Below are 18,018 nucleotides of genomic sequence, written 5' to 3'. Positions count from 1 at the left end.
AGGCAGCACTTTGCAGTGCTGCCTGTTGGCGTTTATCTTCTTCAATCTGCATCCAGGCCGGTTTGATGCCGTATGAATAAAGAGAACATTTGCCTGGGAGGAGCGGCTTATTAAACCGCTTTTCGCCAAAGGCCCCTCATTGGGCGTGCGCTTATTGGTGCTGACCGTGCTTTCGGTCGCGCTGATGGTGGTCGATGCCCGCTTTGCACTGCTCAAGCCCGTGCGTAGCCAGATGTCGCTGGTGTTGATGCAGACCTACTGGATCACCGACCTGCCACAACGTCTCTACCAGGGCGTGGCCAGCCAATTTGGCAGCCGCACCGAGCTGATCGCCGAGAACGAAAAACTCAAGACTGAAAACCTGCTGTTGCAGGGGCGCATGCAAAAGCTGGCGGCCCTCACCGAGCAGAACGTTCGTCTGCGCGAGTTGCTCAATTCTTCCGCGTTGGTCAATGAAAAGGTTGAAGTCGCCGAGCTGATCGGCATGGATCCGAACCCGTTCACTCATCGCATCATCATCAATAAGGGTGAGCGCGACGGTGTGGTCCTCGGCCAGCCGGTGCTCGATGCCCGTGGCCTGATGGGCCAGGTGGTGGAGTTGATGCCCTACACCTCGCGCGTCCTGCTGCTGACGGACACGACCCACAGCATTCCGGTTCAGGTCAACCGCAACGGCTTGCGCGCGATTGCCAGCGGTACTGGCAACCCCGAACGCCTCGAACTGCGCCATGTTGCCGACACTGCGGATATCAAGGAAGGCGACCTGCTGGTCAGCTCCGGCCTGGGCCAGCGCTTCCCGGCCGGCTACCCGGTGGCGACGGTCAAGGAAGTGATCCACGATTCTGGCCAACCATTCGCGATCGTTCGGGCCGTGCCGACGGCTGCCCTTAACCGTAGCCGTTACCTGCTGCTGGTGTTCAGCGATAACCGCACCCCGGAGGAGCGCGCCAACGACGCCGCCCAGGCCCAGGAAGCGGAAGACAAGCAGAACGGCACCGCGCCGGTCGTCCCCGCCATTGTGCCCAAACCGGCCTTCGTTGGGCCACCAGCGCCTGCGGCTGCGCCGGCCGTTCCGGCAACCGCAGCGCCTGTCGCCACACCAGCCAAGCCTGCTGCACAGAGTGCTCGCCCGGCTAAACCGGCGGCGACCACCGCGCCTGCGAGGCCTGCGACAACCGCTCCGGCCACCACACGGCAGAGGGAGGAATAATGGCCGGTACTCATTCGCGCAATGGCTGGATCGTCTGGCTGACTTTCGCCATTGGCTTGCTGCTCAGCGTTTCGCCGCTGCCGCAATTCATGGAAATCCTGCGCCCGCTCTGGCTGGCCTTGCTGCTGGCGTTCTGGTCTTTGAACCTGCCGCACAAGGTGGGCATGGTCACGGCGATGTGCCTGGGCTTGGCGGAGGATGTGCTCTATGGCACCTTGCTGGGCCAGAATGCGTTGATCCTGACCCTGATCACTTTCCTGGTGCTGTCGTTGCAACAGCGCCTGCGCATGTTTCCGATGTGGCAGCAGTGCCTGGTGATCCTGGTGATCTTCGGCCTGGCGCAGCTGGTGCAACTGTGGCTGAGCGCCTTGACCGGCAACCGTCAGCCTACGCTGGCGTTGGTCTTGCCGGCGCTGGTCAGTGCATTGCTGTGGCCCTGGATCAGTTTTGGCCTGCGTGGGCTGCGTCGTCGCTATAAAATCAATTGAATGGTTGCGAGGCTCTGCCTGGTTATCGAACCCAACAGGGAGAGGCTGCAATGATTTCGCTTTATCTGGCCTCGGGCTCCCCGCGGCGACGTGAGCTGCTGACCCAGATCGGTGTGCCCTTCACCGTAGTCAGCGCCGCTATTGATGAAACACCGCTTACCCACGAACCTGCCGTTGCCTATGTCGAGCGTCTTGCACGCGGCAAGGCAGCGGCGGGTTTTGTTGCGCTTGGCCAAACCTCGGGCGCCTGCGTACTGGGCGCCGATACGGCGGTGATTATTGACGGCCAGATCTTGGGCAAACCCGTGGACCAGGCCGACGCGCTGGCGATGCTGATGGCCCTTTCGGGCCGCGAGCATGAAGTGCTCACCGCGATTGCCCTCACCGACGGCCAGCGCTGCGAAACTCGATATGTAAGCAGTCTTGTACGTTTTCGCCAGGTTTCTGTCGAAGAGGCTACAACCTACTGGCACAGTGGCGAACCCCAGGACAAGGCCGGCGGCTATGCTATCCAAGGCCTGGGTTCGGTGTTCGTTGCCGGCCTCAATGGCAGTTATTCTGCGGTGGTTGGCCTGCCCGTGTGCGAAACCGCGCAACTGCTCGTCCAATTCGGCATACCCTGTTGGCAAAACATTACCGTGCGCTGAACGCCGTATTCCAGCGCCAAGCCTTGAGCGATCGGTCACTATTGTGAAAACGCCTGAACGAGACCCAGCCATGAGTGAAGAGATTCTGATCAATATCACGCCGATGGAATCGCGCGTGGCGGTGGTAGAGAACGGTGTTCTGCAAGAAGTGCATGTCGAGCGTACCCAAAAGCGTGGGATCGTCGGCAATATCTACAAAGGCAAGGTGGTGCGCGTACTGCCAGGTATGCAGGCAGCATTTGTCGATATCGGCCTGGACCGTGCTGCGTTTATCCACGCTTCGGAAATTTCCCTGCGCGAAGGCCCTGCGGTGGAAAGCATCAGCGCCCTGGTGCATGAAGGGCAGAGTCTGGTGGTGCAAGTCACCAAGGACCCTATCGGCTCCAAGGGCGCACGCTTGACCACCCAGTTGTCGATTCCCTCGCGCTACCTGGTGTACATGCCGCGCACTGCCCATGTCGGCATTTCCCTGAAGATCGAAGACGAAGCCGAGCGTGAACGCCTGAAAAAGGTGGTCAGCGACTGCGTGGCTGCCGAGGGCATCAAGGAAGCGGGCGGGTTTATCCTGCGTACCGCCGCCGAAGGCGCCGGCGCTGATGAGATCCTTATGGATATCCGCTACCTGCGGCGGTTGTGGGATCAGATCGACGCACAGATCAAGACCATTGGCGCGCCCAGCGTCATCTACGAAGACCTGGGCCTGGCGCTGCGTACGCTGCGTGACCTGGTCAGCCCGAAAATTGAGAAAATCCGTATCGACTCGCGGGAAACCTTCCAGCGCACCACGCAATTTGTTGCCGAGCTGATGCCGGAAATTGCCGACCGCCTGGAGCACTACCCCGGCGAGCGGCCGATCTTCGACCTGTATGGCGTTGAAGACGAAATCCAGAAAGCCCTGGAGCGCAAGGTGCCGCTCAAATCCGGCGGCTACCTGGTGGTGGACCCGGCCGAAGCCATGACCACCATTGACGTTAACACTGGCGCATTCGTGGGCCATCGCAACCTCGAAGAGACCATCTTCAAGACCAACCTGGAAGCCGCCACGGCGATCGCTCGCCAACTGCGCCTGCGCAACCTCGGTGGCATCATCATCATCGACTTCATCGACATGGAAGATGAGGAGCACCAGCGCCAGGTATTGCGCACCCTCGAAAAGCAGCTGGAGCGCGATCACGCCAAGACCAACATCATCGGCATCACCGAGCTGGGCCTGGTGCAGATGACCCGCAAGCGCACCCGCGAAAGCCTGGAGCAGGTGCTGTGCGAGCCGTGCAGCAGTTGCCAGGGGCGGGGTAAATTGAAAACCCCGGAAACCGTTTGCTACGAAATTTTCCGCGAAATCCTGCGTGAGGCACGTGCCTATCAGGCCGAGGGTTATAGAGTGCTTGCCAACCAGAAAGTGGTCGATCGCCTGCTGGACGAAGAGTCGGGGAACGTCGCGGAGCTGGAGAGCTTTATCGGTCGCACGATTCGCTTCCAGGTCGAAACCATGTATTCCCAGGAACAATACGACGTGGTGCTGCTCTGATCCCCAATTGCTTGCCTTATTCGAGACCGGCGGACCTTGATCTGCCGTCCGCCAACTGTTTTTTGAGGGTCGCCTGACATGGAGCGTCTGATACGCTTTTTTGCCGCTTTGACCCGCTGGGGCTTGGGCCTGTGTGCGTTGCTGCTGGTATTGGCGGCGGTGTACGTAAGCCTGGGGCGTGAATTGACCCCATTGGTCGCCGAATATCGCGCCGAAATCGAAGCCAAGGCCCAGGCTGCAGTGGATACACCGCTGCATATCGGCAGCCTTGAAGGCCGCTGGAGCGGGTTTGCTCCGGTATTGCTGGCTCACGATGTGATGGTCGGCGAGGGCAGCAGTGCCTTGCGCCTGGACCAGGTGGAAGTGGTACCGGATATGTGGGCCAGCCTGTTGGCCCGTGAAGTGCGCATCGCCCACCTTCAAGTCAGCGGCCTGCAATTGAGCGTCAAGGAAGACAAGGACGGCCGCTGGACGCTGCAAGGCTTGCCGGTTCAGGACGACCAGCCGCTGGACCCGCAACAGTTGCTGACGCGCATGCAAATGGTCAAGCGCGTGTCGGTGCTGGACAGTCAGGTTACCTTGCAGCCCTTCGATCAGGCGCCGGTGACCGTGACCTATGTAGGCCTGAGCCTGCATACCGGCATGAGCCATCAGCGTCTGGATGCACGGCTGACCTTGCCTGATGGCCAGCCGCTTGCTGTCAGCCTGCGTAGCCGTATTCGCGCCAGCCAGTGGAAGGACGCAGAGATCGACGCCTACCTGAGCCTGCCGCAAAGCGACTGGGCCAAATGGATTCCCGCCCGGCTAACCCAGCAATGGAAACTCACGCGGTTCAAAGCCGGCGGTGAGTTTTGGCTCAGTTGGGCCAAAGGCACCGTGCAAAGCGCTGCTGTTCGCCTCAACTCGCCGCAAGTGAAGGGCAGCTACGCCGACCGCAAGCCCGTGCATCTGGAGAATCTGGCGCTGACGGCCTACCTGCAACGCAGTGATAGTGGCCTTGAAGTGCTGTTCGATTCGCTGGCAATGAACATTGGCGACACCCGCTGGGAGTCGCGCATTCAATTGCAGCAAAACCTGGCGACCGATAAAGAACAGGAAGTGTGGAAGTTGCAGGCCGATCGTCTTGACCTGACGCCGATCACGCCGCTGCTCAATGCCTTGGCGCCGTTGCCCGAAGGTTTCGCCAAGACCGTCGAGCATCTCAAGGCCACTGGCCTGTTGCGTAATGTGCTGGTGGATTTCCGCCCTCAGGACGCCACCGACCAGAAAGTCAGCTTTGCCGCGAACCTTGAGCGTGTCGGTTTCGACGCGTATTTTGGTGCGCCGGCCGCGCGTAATGTGTCCGGCAGCATCAGTGGCGACCTGGGCCATGGCGAACTGCGCATGGACAGCAAGGATTTTTCCCTGCATCTGTTCCCCATCTTCGCCAAGCCCTGGCAGTACATCCAGGCCAATGCACGCCTGACCTGGAAACTCGACAAACAGGGTTTCACCCTGATCGCTCCGTACATCAAGGTGCTGGGCGAAGAGGGCAAGGTCGCGGCGGACTTCCTGATTCGCCTGCATTTCGATCATAGCCAGGAAGACTACATGGACCTGCGGGTCGGCATGGTCGATGGCGATGGCCGTTTTACCCCCAAATACTTGCCGGCCGTGTTGAGCCCGGCGCTGGATGAGTGGCTGCGTACCGCGATTCTCAAAGGGGCAGTGGATGAAGGCTTTTTCCAGTACCAGGGGTCGCTGAGCCACAACGCCCTGCCGGCGTCGCGCAATATCAGCCTGTTCTTCAAGGTGCATGACGCCGAACTGGCCTTCCAGCCGGGTTGGCCCCATGTGAACAAGGTTAATGGTGAAGTGTTCGTCGAGGAAAGCGGCGTGCGCATCCTGGCGAGCAAGGGGCAGTTGCTCGACACCCGGGTCAAGGATGTGTACGTCAATATTCCTCACGCACCGGCCGGCAAGGACAGTCATCTGTTGCTCACCGGCGGGTTTTCCGGTGGCTTGGGTGATGGTCTGAAAATTCTTCAGGAAGCGCCCATCGGTACCGCGTCCACGTTCGCCGGCTGGAAAGGCGAGGGTGACCTGCAAGGTAGCCTGGACCTTGACGTTCCCCTGGCCAAGGGCACCGAGCCCAAGATCGTGGTGGACTTCAAGACCGACAAGGCACGCCTGCAATTGGCTGAACCGCCCTTGGACCTCACCCAGCTCAAGGGTGATTTTCGCTTCGATAGCGCCAAGGGCCTGAGCGGTCAGAACATCTCGGCCCAGGCATTCGAGCAACCTATCACTGCGCAGATCTTCGCCGAGGGCAAGCCGGGCAATATCAGCACTCGCGTGACTGCCAAGGGCCAGGTGGCGGTCAAGCGCCTGACGGATTGGCTGAACGTCAGTCAGCCGTTGCCGGTATCCGGCGATATTCCTTACCAGTTGCAGGTTATTCTGGACGGTGCGGACAGTCAGTTGATGGTCAACTCCAACCTCAAGGGTGTTGCGGTGGATCTACCGGCGCCGTTCGGCATGCCGGCCAGCCAGGGACGTGACAGCACCTTTCGCATGACGTTGCAGGGCGCTGAGCGACGTTACTGGTTTGATTACGGCGAGCTGGCGAATTTCACCTTTGCGGCACCGCCGGACAACTTCAATAACGGCCGTGGCGAATTGTTCCTGGGTGACGGTGACGCGCTGTTGCCCGGGGCCAAGGGCTTGCGCATTCGTGGCGTGCTGTCGGAACTGGATATCGATCCCTGGAAAAAGCTCGTGGACCGCTACGCGGGTAACGACCCAGGTGGCAATGCCAAGCAACTGCTCAGTGGCGCCGACTTCAGGGTAGGCAAGCTGACCGGATTTGGTACCCAGTTTGACCAGGTCAAGTTGCAGCTTGATCGCAAGCCGGCTGCCTGGGGCCTGCAACTCGACAGCCAGCAAGCCAAGGGCACGGTGAACCTGCCCGATGCCAAGGGCGCGCCGATTGCGATCAACCTCAAGTACGTCAAATTGCCCGCAGTGGACCCGACAGCGCAGGCCGACGAAAACGCACCGGACCCGCTGGCCGATATCGACCCCAAAAGCATCCCGGCACTGGACATCGCCATTGACCAGCTGTTCCAGGGCCCCGATCTGATAGGGGCATGGTCGCTGCGGATTCGTCCGACCGCCAAGGGCCTGGCCTTCAATAACCTGGACCTGGGCCTCAAGGGGATGCTGCTCAAGGGCGCCGGTGGCTGGGAAGGCGCGCCGCGCGCCAGCAGCAGTTGGTACAAGGGCCGCCTCGATGGCAGAAATATCGCCGATGTGCTCAAGGGCTGGGGTTTTGCGCCTACGGTGACCAGTGAGGATTTCCATCTGGACGTGGATGGCCGTTGGCCGGGCTCGCCGGCCTGGGTTGGGCCCAAGCGCTTTTCCGGCAGCCTGGATGCCGCATTCCGTAAAGGTCAGTTCGTTGAAGTGGAAGGGGGCGCCCAGGCATTGCGGGTGTTTGGCCTGCTTAACTTCAACTCCATTGGCCGGCGTTTGCGTTTGGACTTTTCCGACCTGTTTGGCAAAGGCTTGAGCTATGACCGAGTCAAGGGCTTGCTGGCTGCCAGTAATGGTGTGTTCGTGACCCGTGAGCCCATCACCATGACCGGGCCCTCGACCAATCTTGAGCTTAACGGCACCCTGGATCTGGTCGCCGATCGCGTCGACGCCAAGCTGCTGGTCACGTTGCCGGTGACCAACAACCTGCCCATCGCGGCGCTGATTGTCGGTGCGCCTGCCATTGGTGGTGCGTTGTTCCTGATCGACAAGCTGATCGGTGATCGGGTTTCGCGCTTTGCCAGTGTGCAGTACAAGGTGCAAGGCCCTTGGAAGGATCCGAAAATCACCTTCGACAAGCCATTTGAAAAGCCAAACTGAGAGCCTGTGGAGTAGCATGGCCCCATGCCCTGTCTGGAGTGTCGGCCCATGTCCTTTGCAGTAATCCAAATGGTCAGCCAGAGCGACGTGCTGGCCAACCTCGCCCAGGCACGCCGCCTGCTGGAGCAGGCGGCGGCAAACGGCGCGAAACTCGCGGTTTTGCCGGAGAACTTCGCCGCCATGGGACGCCGTGACGTGGCCGACATTGGCCGCGCCGAAGCATTCGGTGAAGGCCCGATCCTGCCATGGTTGAAACAGGCCGCCCGCGACCTCACCTTATGGATAGTGGCCGGTACGTTGCCGCTGCCGCCCAGGGACCATCCCCACGCCAAGGCCAACGCTTGCTCGCTGCTGATCAATGATCAGGGTGAAATCGTCGCTCGCTATGACAAGCTCCACTTGTTTGATGTGGACGTAGCGGATGCTCGCGGTCGCTACCGCGAATCCGACGACTATGCTTTTGGAAGCAATGTAGTGGTGGCGGATACGCCAGTGGGCCGCGTGGGGCTGACGGTGTGCTATGACTTGCGCTTTCCCGAGCTGTACAGCGAATTACGCGCTGCGGGGGCTGAATTGATTACCGCGCCCTCGGCCTTTACGGCGGTGACTGGGGCCGCCCATTGGGATGTGCTGATTCGGGCGCGGGCCATTGAAACCCAGTGCTACCTGCTGGCAGCGGCTCAAGGCGGTGTGCACCCAGGCCCACGGGAAACCTTTGGCCACGCGGCAATCATCGACCCTTGGGGGCGGGTGCTGGCGCAACAGGATCAAGGCGAAGCGGTGCTACTGGCCGAACGCGATAGCGGTGAACAAGCGTCGATACGGACGCGCATGCCGGTGGCGAACCACCGGCGCTTTTTCTCGCAGGGCGCGCAGCGGCCTGCTTCAGAACGATGAATTTAAGGCCAAACCTATGAGCGAGTTGTTGTCCTCAGTCAGTGAACACCTCCTGGCACCCGGTGGCGTGACCATCGAAAGTTTGCAAACCGTGCTGGGCGATCTCGCCGGGCCAGGCATTGACGCGGCTGACCTGTATTTCCAGGGGCAGATTTCCGAGTCCTGGGCCCTGGAAGACGGCATCGTCAAGGAAGGCAGTTTCAACCTCGACCAGGGAGTGGGCGTGCGTGCCCAGTCTGGTGAAAAAACGGGTTTTGCCTACAGCAATGCGATCACCCTGGAGGCGCTGGGCCTGGCAGCACGTGCTGCGCGCTCGATCTCCCGCGCTGGACAAAATGGCACGGTGCAGGCGTTCAGCACCCAGGACGTGGCTCAGTTGTATGCGCCGGATAACCCCCTGGAAGTGATCAGCCGTGCGGAAAAAGTCGAGCTGCTGAAACGTATCGACGCCGCTACTCGTGCCTTGGATCCCCGTATCCAGCAGGTTACCGTAAGCATGGCCGGTGTGTGGGAGCGCATCCTCGTTGCCTCCACCGATGGCGGGCTGGCGGCGGATGTGCGGCCTCTGGTGCGTTTCAACGTGAGTGTGATCGTCGAGCAGAACGGTCGTCGCGAACGCGGTGGCCATGGCGGCGGCGGGCGTACCGACTACCGCTATTTCCTCACCGATGACCGTGCCATGGGTTATGCCCGTGAAGCGCTGCGCCAGGCGCTGGTCAACCTCGAAGCCATCCCTGCACCGGCCGGCACCTTGCCGGTGGTGCTGGGCTCGGGTTGGTCTGGCGTGTTGCTCCACGAAGCCGTCGGCCACGGGCTGGAAGGCGACTTCAACCGCAAGGGCAGTTCGGCCTACAGCGGGCGAATGGGCGAGATGGTTGCGTCCAAGCTGTGCACCATCGTGGACGACGGCACGCTGGCCGGGCGCCGTGGTTCGCTGAGCGTCGATGACGAAGGCACGCCGACCGAATGCACCACCCTGATCGAAAACGGCGTGCTCAAGGGCTATATGCAAGACAAGCTCAACGCTCGCCTGATGGGCGTGGCGCGCACCGGTAACGGCCGTCGTGAGTCCTACGCGCATTTGCCGATGCCACGCATGACCAATACCTACATGCTCGGTGGCGAAAGCGATCCGGCGGAAATCATCGCCTCGGTGAAACGCGGTATCTATTGCGCCAATCTGGGCGGTGGCCAGGTCGACATCACCAGCGGCAAGTTCGTGTTCTCCACCAGCGAGGCGTACCTGATCGAAGACGGCAAGATTACCGCGCCGGTCAAAGGGGCCACCTTGATTGGTAACGGGCCGGAGGCCATGAGCAAGGTGTCGATGGTCGGTAACGACCTGTCGCTGGACAGCGGCGTGGGCACATGCGGGAAGGATGGGCAGTCAGTGCCGGTAGGCGTGGGGCAGCCAACCCTGAAAATTGATGCGATCACCGTGGGTGGCACGGGGTCGTAAGGACGGAGCTTCGGGTGGCGAAGGCCGCCACCCGTGGAAGAGGATCAGCGCAGGCCGCGTTGAGTCTCGTCCAGCTCACGGATGTACTTGAAGATTTTACGGCTGGTGGCCGGCGCTTTGTTGTGCGCCTGCTCGTGCTGGGCCTGACGGATCAGGGAGCGCAATTGCTGGCGGTCCGCATCCGGGTAGTCCATCACGAATTTCTCCAGCACGGCGTCATCGCCCGCGATCAGGCGGTCACGCCAACGTTCCAGGTTATGGAAGCGTTCGTTGTACTGGCGAGTGGAGGCATCGGTTTGATCAAGCAAGGTCAGAATGGCGTCAATGTCCTGATCGCGCATCAGTTTGCCGATAAACGAGATGTGCCGTTTGCGCGCGATATTCGCGGTGTGCTTGGGCGCATCAGCCAGGGCCCGGCGCATTTCGTCGGTCAATGGCAGTTTGGCAATCAAATCTTTTTTGAGCGTTGTAAGGCGCTCGCCGAGGTCAACCAGAGCATGCAGCTCGCGTTTGACCTGGGTTTTGCTTTTCTCCCCATCGAGGGAGTCGTCGTAAGAATCAACCATGGTGGCAGTCCGCAAAGAAACGCCGCCATGATAACCAGTCGGGGGCCGCTTGTCCGGCCCGGTCGCTCGATGGCCTTAACCGAAAGCAGAATTTGAGTGGAGAAAACCATGAGTGCAGCCCAAAGCGTCGGTCCGCAAGCGTTACCGGCACTGCAGGAACAAGTCGAGCAGATCCTCGCCGAGGCCAAGCGCCAGGGGGCCAGCGCCTGTGAAGTGGCGGTGTCGCTGGAGCAGGGGCTGTCGACTTCGGTGCGCCAGCGGGAAGTGGAAACGGTCGAGTTCAACCGCGACCAGGGGTTCGGCATCACCTTGTACGCAGGCCAGCGCAAAGGCTCGGCCAGCACCTCGGCCAGCGGCCCGGAAGCGATTCGCGAGACCGTCGCCGCTGCGTTGGCGATTGCCAAGCACACCTCCGAGGATGAAAGCTCGGGGCTGGCCGACAAGGCGCTGATGGCCAGGGATGTGCAGGATTTCGACCTGTTCCACGCCTGGGACATCACCCCGGAGCAAGCCATTGAACAAGCGCTGATCTGCGAAGCGGCGGCTTTCGATACCGACCCTCGGATCAAGAATGCTGATGGCACCACGCTGAGCACTCACCAGGGCTGCCGTGTGTACGGCAACAGCCATGGTTTTATCGGCGGTTATGCGTCCACACGTCACAGCCTCAGTTGCGTGATGATCGCCGAAGCCAACGGCCAGATGCAGCGTGACTACTGGTACGACGTGAACCGCCAGGGTGATTTGTTGGCAGACCCCGTCAGCATTGGCCAACGGGCTGCACAGCGTGCCGCCAGTCGCCTGGGCGCGCGCCCGGTGCCGACGTGCGAAGTGCCGGTGCTGTTTTCTGCGGAACTGGCCGGTGGTTTGTTCGGTAGCTTCCTGGGGGCGATTTCCGGTGGCAACCTCTATCGAAAATCGTCATTCCTTGAAGGCGCAATCGGCCAAAAGCTGTTTCCTGAGTGGTTGACCATCGATGAGCGCCCGCATTTGATGCGTGCGATGGGCAGTTCGTCGTTCGACGGTGATGGCCTGGCGACCTATGCCAAGCCGTTTGTCGAAAATGGTGAGCTGGTCTCGTATGTGTTGGGTACCTATGCCGGTCGCAAGCTTGGCCTGCCGAGTACTGCCAACTCCGGTGGCGTGCATAACCTGTTCGTGACCCATGGTGACGAAGGCCAGGCTGCATTGCTGCGACGCATGGGGCGTGGCTTGCTGGTGACTGAGTTGATGGGCCAGGGCCTGAATATGGTCACCGGTGATTACTCCCGGGGCGCGGCAGGTTTCTGGGTGGAAAATGGCGAAATTCAATTCGCCGTCCAGGAAGTGACGATCGCCGGCAACATGCGCGATATGTTCAAGCAAATTGTCGCTGTGGGTAATGATCTGGAGTTGCGCAGCAATATCCGCACGGGGTCTGTGCTGATCGAGCGGATGACGGTCGCCGGTAGCTAACCTCTCCGGTACTCAAGGAAAGGCGCGCCATCCCAAGGATGGCGCGCCTTTTTTATTGCCCATGTCACAGAGGTATTAATCGGGCACTCTTGTTTTGATTCTCAATATCATTTAATAATAAATATCATTACCGAATGAGTGTGGATCATGAGTTCTGTCCTGCATGAGGATCCGTATCTGGAAAGCTGGCGCTGGATGAGCCGCCAGATTCGCTGTGGCCTCGATCCCAATGAACCTCGCTTGATCGAACATTACCTCAATGAAGGTCGATACCTGGCCTGTTGCACCGCGACCCATCCGTGGACGATCGCCGAAACTTCATTCCGCCTGCTGATCGACACCGCCAGCGATATCGCGCTGCCCTGGCATTGGCGTTCGATGTGCCTGGACCAAGCGTGGCGCCCGCTGCGCGACCTGGAAAAACTCTCCCAGTGTGCCTGCCGCCTCAAGCGCTGGCAGACCTTTGCCTGGCAGTTGGCGACCTGTGAATTACTGCCTTCGATTTCCGTTTCTGACTTGGTGCAAGGATCTAATGATGAGTAATACCCGTATCGAACGCGACAGCATGGGCGAACTGCATGTGCCGCAAGACGCGTTGTATGGCGCGCAAACCCAGCGAGCGGTGAACAACTTCCCGATCAGCCATCAGCGTATGCCGGCGCAATTCATCCGCGCCCTGATCCTGGCCAAGACAGCCGCGGCCAAGGTCAACGTCGACCTCAAGCAGATCAGCGAAGGGCAGGGCAAGGCCATTGTCGATGCCGCCCAAGGCTTGCTCGAAGGTGACTACATGCAGCACTTCCCGGTGGATATCTTCCAGACCGGTTCCGGCACCAGCTCCAACATGAACGCCAATGAAGTGATTGCGACCCTTGCCAGTCGTTTGCTCGGCGAGGTGGTCAACCCTAACGATCACGTCAACTGCGGCCAAAGCAGCAACGACATTATCCCCACCACCATTCACGTCAGCGCCGCCTTGGTACTGCATGAGCAAACGCTGCCAGCCCTGCTGCACCTGGTGCAGGTGATCGAGCAGAAGGCTGAAGAGGTGCATCCGTTCATCAAGACCGGCCGTACCCACTTGATGGACGCCATGCCGGTGCGCATGAGCCAGGTGCTCCATGGCTGGGCGCAGCAGCTCAAGGCCAATATCGGGCACTTGCAGGACCTGCTTCCGGCCTTGCAGGCACTGGCCCAGGGCGGCACAGCGGTGGGCACCGGGATCAACGCGCATCCTGAATTTGCCGGGCGTTTCAGCCAGCAACTGAGCCATTTGACCGGGGTGAAGTTCACGCCCGGCAAGGACCTTTTTGCATTGATTGGCTCCCAGGACACTGCCGTCGCAGTTTCCGGCCAGTTGAAGGCCACGGCTGTATCGCTGATGAAGATTGCCAACGACCTGCGCTGGATGAACTCCGGCCCCTTGGCCGGCCTCGGTGAAATCGAGCTGGAGGGCTTGCAGCCGGGCTCGTCGATCATGCCCGGCAAAGTCAACCCTGTGATCCCGGAAGCCACGGCGATGGTCGCCGCGCAGGTCATCGGCAATGACACCGTCATCACAGTTGCGGGTCAATCGGGCAACTTCGAGCTGAACGTGATGTTGCCGATCATCGCCCAGAACCTGCTCAGCAGCCTTGAGTTGCTGGCCAACTCCAGTCGTTTGCTGGCGGACAAGGCCATTGCCAGCTTCAAGGTCAACGAAGCCAAGCTCAAAGAAGCACTGTCGCGCAACCCGATCCTGGTCACCGCCCTTAACCCGATCATTGGTTACCAGAAGGCCGCTGAAATTGCCAAGAAGGCTTACCAGCAAGGCCGCCCGGTCATCGATGTCGCCCTTGAGCACACCGACCTGCCGCGCAGCCAACTGGAAGTCCTGCTGGACCCGGAAAAGCTCACGGCTGGCGGCGTGTAATTAACCACCCTGCTTTGGAGGCTCACCATGAAGCACTGGAAACGTACGATCGAACGGGCCAATCGCTGCTTTATGGCGGGCGAGCTGGTGGATGCTCGCGAGGCCTATCTGCAAGCCCTGGCCCTGGCCCAAGTGTTGTTCGAACGCTGGGCGGATGCCGACGAAGCAGTGGCGGCCTGCGTCATTTCTCATCACAACCTGGCGGACCTGCACTTGCGCCTGAATCAACCTGAGGAAAGCGCGGAATACCTCTGCGCCATTCACCAGCGATTGTTGCAGACCATGCAGGACCCGCGCCTTAACCCGCAGTTGCGCGAGGCGGCGTTGCGCCAGAGCAGCAAGACCTACGTCGAGCTGTTGAATTTCATCAGCGATCACGGCGAGTACCCCCGCACCCACCGGTTGCTGGGCGATGCTGCGCCGCAGTCGACCTCGTCTCACTATGGAGCACATTGATATGACTTACACCCTGCCGGCCCTGCCTTACGCCTATGACGCCCTTGAGCCGCATATCGACGCGCAAACCATGGAGATTCACTACACCAAGCATCACCAGACTTACATCAATAATCTGAATGCTGCCGTGGAGGGCACGGAATTCGCCGGTTGGCCGGTGGAGAAGCTGGTGTCCAGCGTGCAGAAATTACCGGAGAAATTACGCGTTGCCGTGGTCAATCAAGGAGGCGGCCATGCAAACCATTCGTTGTTCTGGGCGGTCATGTCACCTACAGGGGGCGGTAAGCCCGAAGGCACGCTGGGCAAGGCTATCGATGAGCAATTGGGCGGTTTTGACAGTTTCAAGGAGGCATTCACCAAGGCTGCGCTGACCCGCTTCGGCAGTGGCTGGGCCTGGTTGAGTGTCACCCCGCAAAACACGCTGGTCGTGGAAAGCAGCGGCAACCAGGACAGCCCGCTGATGAGCGGCAACACGCCAATCCTCGGTCTGGACGTCTGGGAACATGCCTACTATCTGCGGTACCAGAACCGTCGCCCTGAATACATCAATGCGTTCTACAGCGTAATTAACTGGCCGGAAGTTGCAGCCCGCTACCAGGCCGCCTTGGCCTGACATTCACTCTAAAACAAGATCTAAGGGCGACTATGGGCACTGAAACACTGGCGATCAGCAGCGTGCGAATGTTCCGTTATGCGTTCGGTTCACTGCTGTTATTGGCAGGGACTGCATTGCTGGTGGCCCATGGGCTGGCCTGGTTGGACCTTGAGCCGCGTATCCTGCGCGCGTTGCAGGGCGGCGCGATTTGCGCGCTCGGCACGGCGCTGGGCGCGGTGCCGGTCCTCGTGATTCGGCGGATGCCGGTAGCGTTGAGCGATACCTTGCTGGGCTTCGGTGCAGGTGTGATGCTCGCAGCGACCGCTTTTTCCCTGGTCGTGCCGGGTATCGCCGCGGCTGAAGGCCTGGGGCTTTCGCCGTGGGGTGCGGGTGGGCTGATCAGCTTCGGCATCATGCTGGGCGCATTCGGGTTGTATCTGGTGGATCGCAAGGTCTCCGGCGCCAGCCCGGAGATGCTGGTGGGGACGCCGGATAAGCCGGTGATCCCGCCGCGCATCTGGCTGTTTGTATTCGCCATCATTGCGCACAACATTCCCGAAGGCATGGCAGTGGGCGTCTCCGCGGGAGGAGGGATGGCGGATGCTGACAGTCTCGCCATGGGCATTGCCTTGCAGGATGTACCCGAGGGCTTGGTGATCGCGCTGGTATTGGCTGGGGCGGGGATGTCGCGGATCAAGGCGTTCCTGATCGGCGCCGCATCAGGATTGGTTGAACCGGTATTTGCGGTGCTCTGCGCCTGGCTGGTGAGCCTGGCTGAGGTGTTGCTGCCGTTGGGGCTGGCGCTGGCCGCCGGTGCGATGTTGTTGGTAGTGACCCATGAAGTCATCCCCGAATCGCGTCGCAACGGTCACGAAAAGCTCGCCAGCCTGGGGTTGTGTATCGGGTTTTGCCTGATGATGGTGATGGATACGGCGTTGGGCTGAAGCCAGCTCTCGTATCGGCGGTTATTCGCCTTCATCGAATTTGTTGTTGATCAGCTCAACCAACGCCTTCATCGCTTCCTGCTCTTGCTCGCCTGCAGTGTGCAGATGAATCGTGGTGCCCTTGCCGGCTGCCAGCATCATCATCGCCATGATGCTCTTGCCATCGACCATGGACTCCGGTGTGCGCCCGGCGCGGATCTGGCAGGGAAACTTTCCGGCCACGCCGACGAACTTTGCCGACGCCCGGGCGTGCAGGCCCAGCTTGTTGATGATTTCAATTTCCAGAGCGGGCATCGCGCAGGTGTTCCTTTCAGCTTAGGTCGCGGTGGCGAACCTGGACATTCTTGAGGGTTTGTTGCAGCACCTGGCCCAGCCGCTCAGTCAGGTAAACCGAGCGGTGATGGCCACCCGTGCAGCCAATGGCAATGGTGACATACGCCCGATTGCTCGCGGCAAAACGCGGCAACCATTTAAGCAGGTAGCTGGAGATGTCCTGGAACATCTCTTCCACATCCGGCTGCGCGGCAAGGTAGTCGGCGACGGGCTGATCCAGCCCCGACTGATCGCGCAATTCCGGCTTCCAGTAAGGGTTGGGCAGGCAGCGCACATCGAACACCAGGTCGGCATCGACCGGCATGCCACGCTTGAAGCCAAACGACTCGACCAGGAACGCCGTGCCCGGCTCGGGCTGATTCAGCAGGCGCAACTTGATCGCGTCACGCAACTGGTACAGGTTCAGGCTGGTGGTGTTGATCTTCAGGTCGGCCAGATCAATGATCGGCCCCAGCAGTTTGGTCTCGTCTTCAATGGCTTCGGCCAGGGAGCGGTTGGCGCTGCTGAGCGGGTGGCGTCGACGGGTTTCGGAGAAACGCTTGAGCAGGGTTTCTTCATCGGCATCCAGGTACAGCACATCGCAATGAATGTGCTTGGCGCGCACTTCTTCGAGCAGTTCCGGGAACCGCGAGAGGTGGCTGGGCAGGTTGCGGGCGTCGATCGACACAGCGACCAGCGGCTGCGCCAGCTCGGTGTGGATAAGGGCGCGCTCCGCCAACTCCGGCAGCAGGCCGGCCGGCAGGTTGTCGATGCAATAGAAGCCGTTGTCCTCAAGCACATTGAGGGCGGTGCTTTTACCTGAGCCGGAGCGGCCGCTGACGATGATCAAACGCATGATTACTGCCCGTTTTGTTCATCCAGGACGACCTGATACAGCGCCTCGTTGCTGCTGGCACTGCGCAACTTGTCACGTACTTCCTTACGGTCGAGCATACTGGCTATCTGCCGGAGCAGTTCCAGGTGCGCATCGGTGGCGGCTTGCGGGACCAGCAGCACGAACAGCAGGTCAACCGGAGCACCGTCGATGGCGTCGAAGTCGATGGGTTTTTCCAGGTGTAGCAAGGCGCTGACCGGGGTCTGGCAGCCTTCGAGGCGGCAGTGAGGAATAGCGATGCCGTTGCCAAAACCGGTGGAGCCGAGTTTTTCACGGGCAATCAGAGCCTCGAAAACATCTTGCATCTCCAGCTCAGGCACTTGGCTGCTGATCAGGTTGGCAATTTGTTCCAGGGCGCGCTTTTTACTGCCGCCCGGCACGTTCACAAGGGAACGGCCGGGGGTCAGGATGGTTTGAAGTTGGATCATGGGGGAGGGTTAACGACCTGTACCTTGCATCAGGTGCAGATTCTTTTCCTTATGCTTTATGAGTTGGCGGTCGAGCTTGTCGTAGAGCGAGTCAATCGCCGCGTACATGTCTTCGTGTTCCGCATTGGCGACGAGCTTGGCATTCGGTACGTGCAGGGTGGCCTCGATTTTCTGCTTGAGCTTATCGACCTCCATGATGACCTGCACGTTGGTGATCTTGTCAAAATGCCCTGCAAGCTTGTTCAGCTTGCTCTCGGTGTATTCACGCAGGGGCTTGGTGACTTCCAGCTGGTGTCCACTGATGTTGACTTGCATACAGCTTCTCCTTCGTT

18 protein-coding genes are annotated in these 18,018 nt (G+C 60.3%); 13 read left to right on the top strand and 5 right to left on the bottom strand.

The genetic code is table 11. From position 1 onward, the window contains the following. The first annotated feature begins 109 nt into the window (after nucleotides 1-109). From mreC to tldD, 7 genes are all read left to right on the top strand, one after another. Nucleotides 110-1,210 carry a rod shape-determining protein MreC gene (gene mreC / locus E4P01_RS09680; protein WP_078820290.1) on the top strand — a complete coding sequence of 367 codons (1,101 nt, stop codon included), beginning with the start codon at nucleotides 110-112 and terminating at the stop codon, nucleotides 1,208-1,210. Further along, a complete protein-coding gene (mreD, locus tag E4P01_RS09675; protein WP_003188558.1) occupies nucleotides 1,210-1,698 on the top strand; it encodes a rod shape-determining protein MreD in 489 nt (162 codons plus the stop codon). The genes mreC and mreD overlap by 1 nt, the downstream gene beginning before the upstream one ends. Nucleotides 1,699-1,748: 50 nt before the next feature. Beyond that, nucleotides 1,749-2,345, top strand: coding sequence for a Maf family protein (locus tag E4P01_RS09670; RefSeq protein ID WP_216090746.1), 597 nt, complete (start codon nucleotides 1,749-1,751; stop codon nucleotides 2,343-2,345). 70 nt (nucleotides 2,346-2,415) lie between these two features. Further along, nucleotides 2,416-3,873 carry a ribonuclease G gene (gene rng / locus E4P01_RS09665; protein WP_003188562.1) on the top strand — a complete coding sequence of 486 codons (1,458 nt, stop codon included), beginning with the start codon at nucleotides 2,416-2,418 and terminating at the stop codon, nucleotides 3,871-3,873. A 78-nt stretch (nucleotides 3,874-3,951) separates the two neighbouring features. Continuing rightward, nucleotides 3,952-7,767, top strand: a complete 3,816-nt coding sequence (locus tag E4P01_RS09660) for a YhdP family protein (protein WP_216090747.1) — start codon at nucleotides 3,952-3,954, stop codon at nucleotides 7,765-7,767. A gap of 48 nt (nucleotides 7,768-7,815) precedes the next feature. Beyond that, nucleotides 7,816-8,664 carry a carbon-nitrogen hydrolase family protein gene (locus E4P01_RS09655; protein WP_032877791.1) on the top strand — a complete coding sequence of 283 codons (849 nt, stop codon included), beginning with the start codon at nucleotides 7,816-7,818 and terminating at the stop codon, nucleotides 8,662-8,664. Nucleotides 8,665-8,680: 16 nt separating this feature from the next. Further along, on the top strand, nucleotides 8,681-10,123 hold the full coding sequence (gene tldD, locus E4P01_RS09650; RefSeq protein ID WP_012722229.1) for a metalloprotease TldD: 1,443 nt from the start codon (nucleotides 8,681-8,683) through the stop codon (nucleotides 10,121-10,123). 44 nt (nucleotides 10,124-10,167) lie between these two features. Here tldD and yjgA read toward each other — a convergent pair whose 3' ends face one another. Continuing rightward, entirely contained in the window at nucleotides 10,168-10,689 is a 522-nt protein-coding gene (gene yjgA, locus E4P01_RS09645; protein WP_005784816.1) for a ribosome biogenesis factor YjgA, read from the bottom strand. Nucleotides 10,690-10,797: 108 nt separating this feature from the next. On the opposite strand from yjgA, the gene pmbA reads away from it, so the two are divergent. The 6 genes from pmbA (at nucleotide 10,798) to E4P01_RS09615 (ending at nucleotide 16,051) form a co-directional block, all read left to right on the top strand. After that, nucleotides 10,798-12,144, top strand: a complete 1,347-nt coding sequence (pmbA, locus tag E4P01_RS09640; RefSeq protein ID WP_216090748.1) for a metalloprotease PmbA — start codon at nucleotides 10,798-10,800, stop codon at nucleotides 12,142-12,144. Nucleotides 12,145-12,291: 147 nt separating this feature from the next. Next, entirely contained in the window at nucleotides 12,292-12,687 is a 396-nt protein-coding gene (locus E4P01_RS09635) for a hypothetical protein (protein ID WP_032877790.1), read from the top strand. Continuing rightward, nucleotides 12,680-14,056: a class II fumarate hydratase gene (locus E4P01_RS09630; protein WP_078820293.1), complete on the top strand. Its 1,377-nt coding sequence runs from the start codon at nucleotides 12,680-12,682 to the stop codon at nucleotides 14,054-14,056. The genes E4P01_RS09635 and E4P01_RS09630 overlap by 8 nt, the downstream gene beginning before the upstream one ends. Before the next feature lie 27 nt (nucleotides 14,057-14,083). Then, complete coding sequence (locus tag E4P01_RS09625) at nucleotides 14,084-14,512, top strand: hypothetical protein (protein ID WP_216090749.1); 429 nt, start codon at nucleotides 14,084-14,086, stop codon at nucleotides 14,510-14,512. Nucleotide 14,513: 1 nt separating this feature from the next. Next, nucleotides 14,514-15,125: a superoxide dismutase gene (locus E4P01_RS09620; protein WP_032877788.1), complete on the top strand. Its 612-nt coding sequence runs from the start codon at nucleotides 14,514-14,516 to the stop codon at nucleotides 15,123-15,125. Between the two features lie 32 nt (nucleotides 15,126-15,157). Beyond that, complete coding sequence (locus E4P01_RS09615) at nucleotides 15,158-16,051, top strand: ZIP family metal transporter (RefSeq protein WP_005784830.1); 894 nt, start codon at nucleotides 15,158-15,160, stop codon at nucleotides 16,049-16,051. 21 nt (nucleotides 16,052-16,072) lie between these two features. Here E4P01_RS09615 and E4P01_RS09610 read toward each other — a convergent pair whose 3' ends face one another. The 4 genes from E4P01_RS09610 to raiA are packed head-to-tail and all read right to left on the bottom strand — an operon-like array spanning nucleotide 16,073 to nucleotide 18,001. Then, nucleotides 16,073-16,345 (bottom strand): HPr family phosphocarrier protein, encoded by a 273-nt coding sequence (locus tag E4P01_RS09610; RefSeq protein ID WP_216090750.1) that lies wholly within the window; start codon nucleotides 16,343-16,345, stop codon nucleotides 16,073-16,075. A gap of 16 nt (nucleotides 16,346-16,361) precedes the next feature. Then, nucleotides 16,362-17,219, bottom strand: coding sequence for an RNase adapter RapZ (rapZ, locus tag E4P01_RS09605; protein ID WP_005784834.1), 858 nt, complete (start codon nucleotides 17,217-17,219; stop codon nucleotides 16,362-16,364). Between the two features lie 2 nt (nucleotides 17,220-17,221). Then, the gene (ptsN, locus tag E4P01_RS09600) at nucleotides 17,222-17,686 is read right to left on the bottom strand and encodes a PTS IIA-like nitrogen regulatory protein PtsN (protein ID WP_032877784.1); all 465 of its coding nucleotides are present in this window, start codon (nucleotides 17,684-17,686) and stop codon (nucleotides 17,222-17,224) included. Nucleotides 17,687-17,695: 9 nt separating this feature from the next. After that, complete coding sequence (raiA, locus tag E4P01_RS09595; RefSeq protein ID WP_003171804.1) at nucleotides 17,696-18,001, bottom strand: ribosome-associated translation inhibitor RaiA; 306 nt, start codon at nucleotides 17,999-18,001, stop codon at nucleotides 17,696-17,698. Between the last annotated feature and the right edge of the window lie 17 nt (nucleotides 18,002-18,018).

Source organism: Pseudomonas sp. NCIMB 10586 (assembly GCF_023127895.1).
Lineage (GTDB): Bacteria > Pseudomonadota > Gammaproteobacteria > Pseudomonadales > Pseudomonadaceae > Aquipseudomonas > Aquipseudomonas synxantha_A.
Note: the sequence above shows the minus strand (reverse complement) of the source record. Positions and strands in the feature narration are given on the sequence as shown.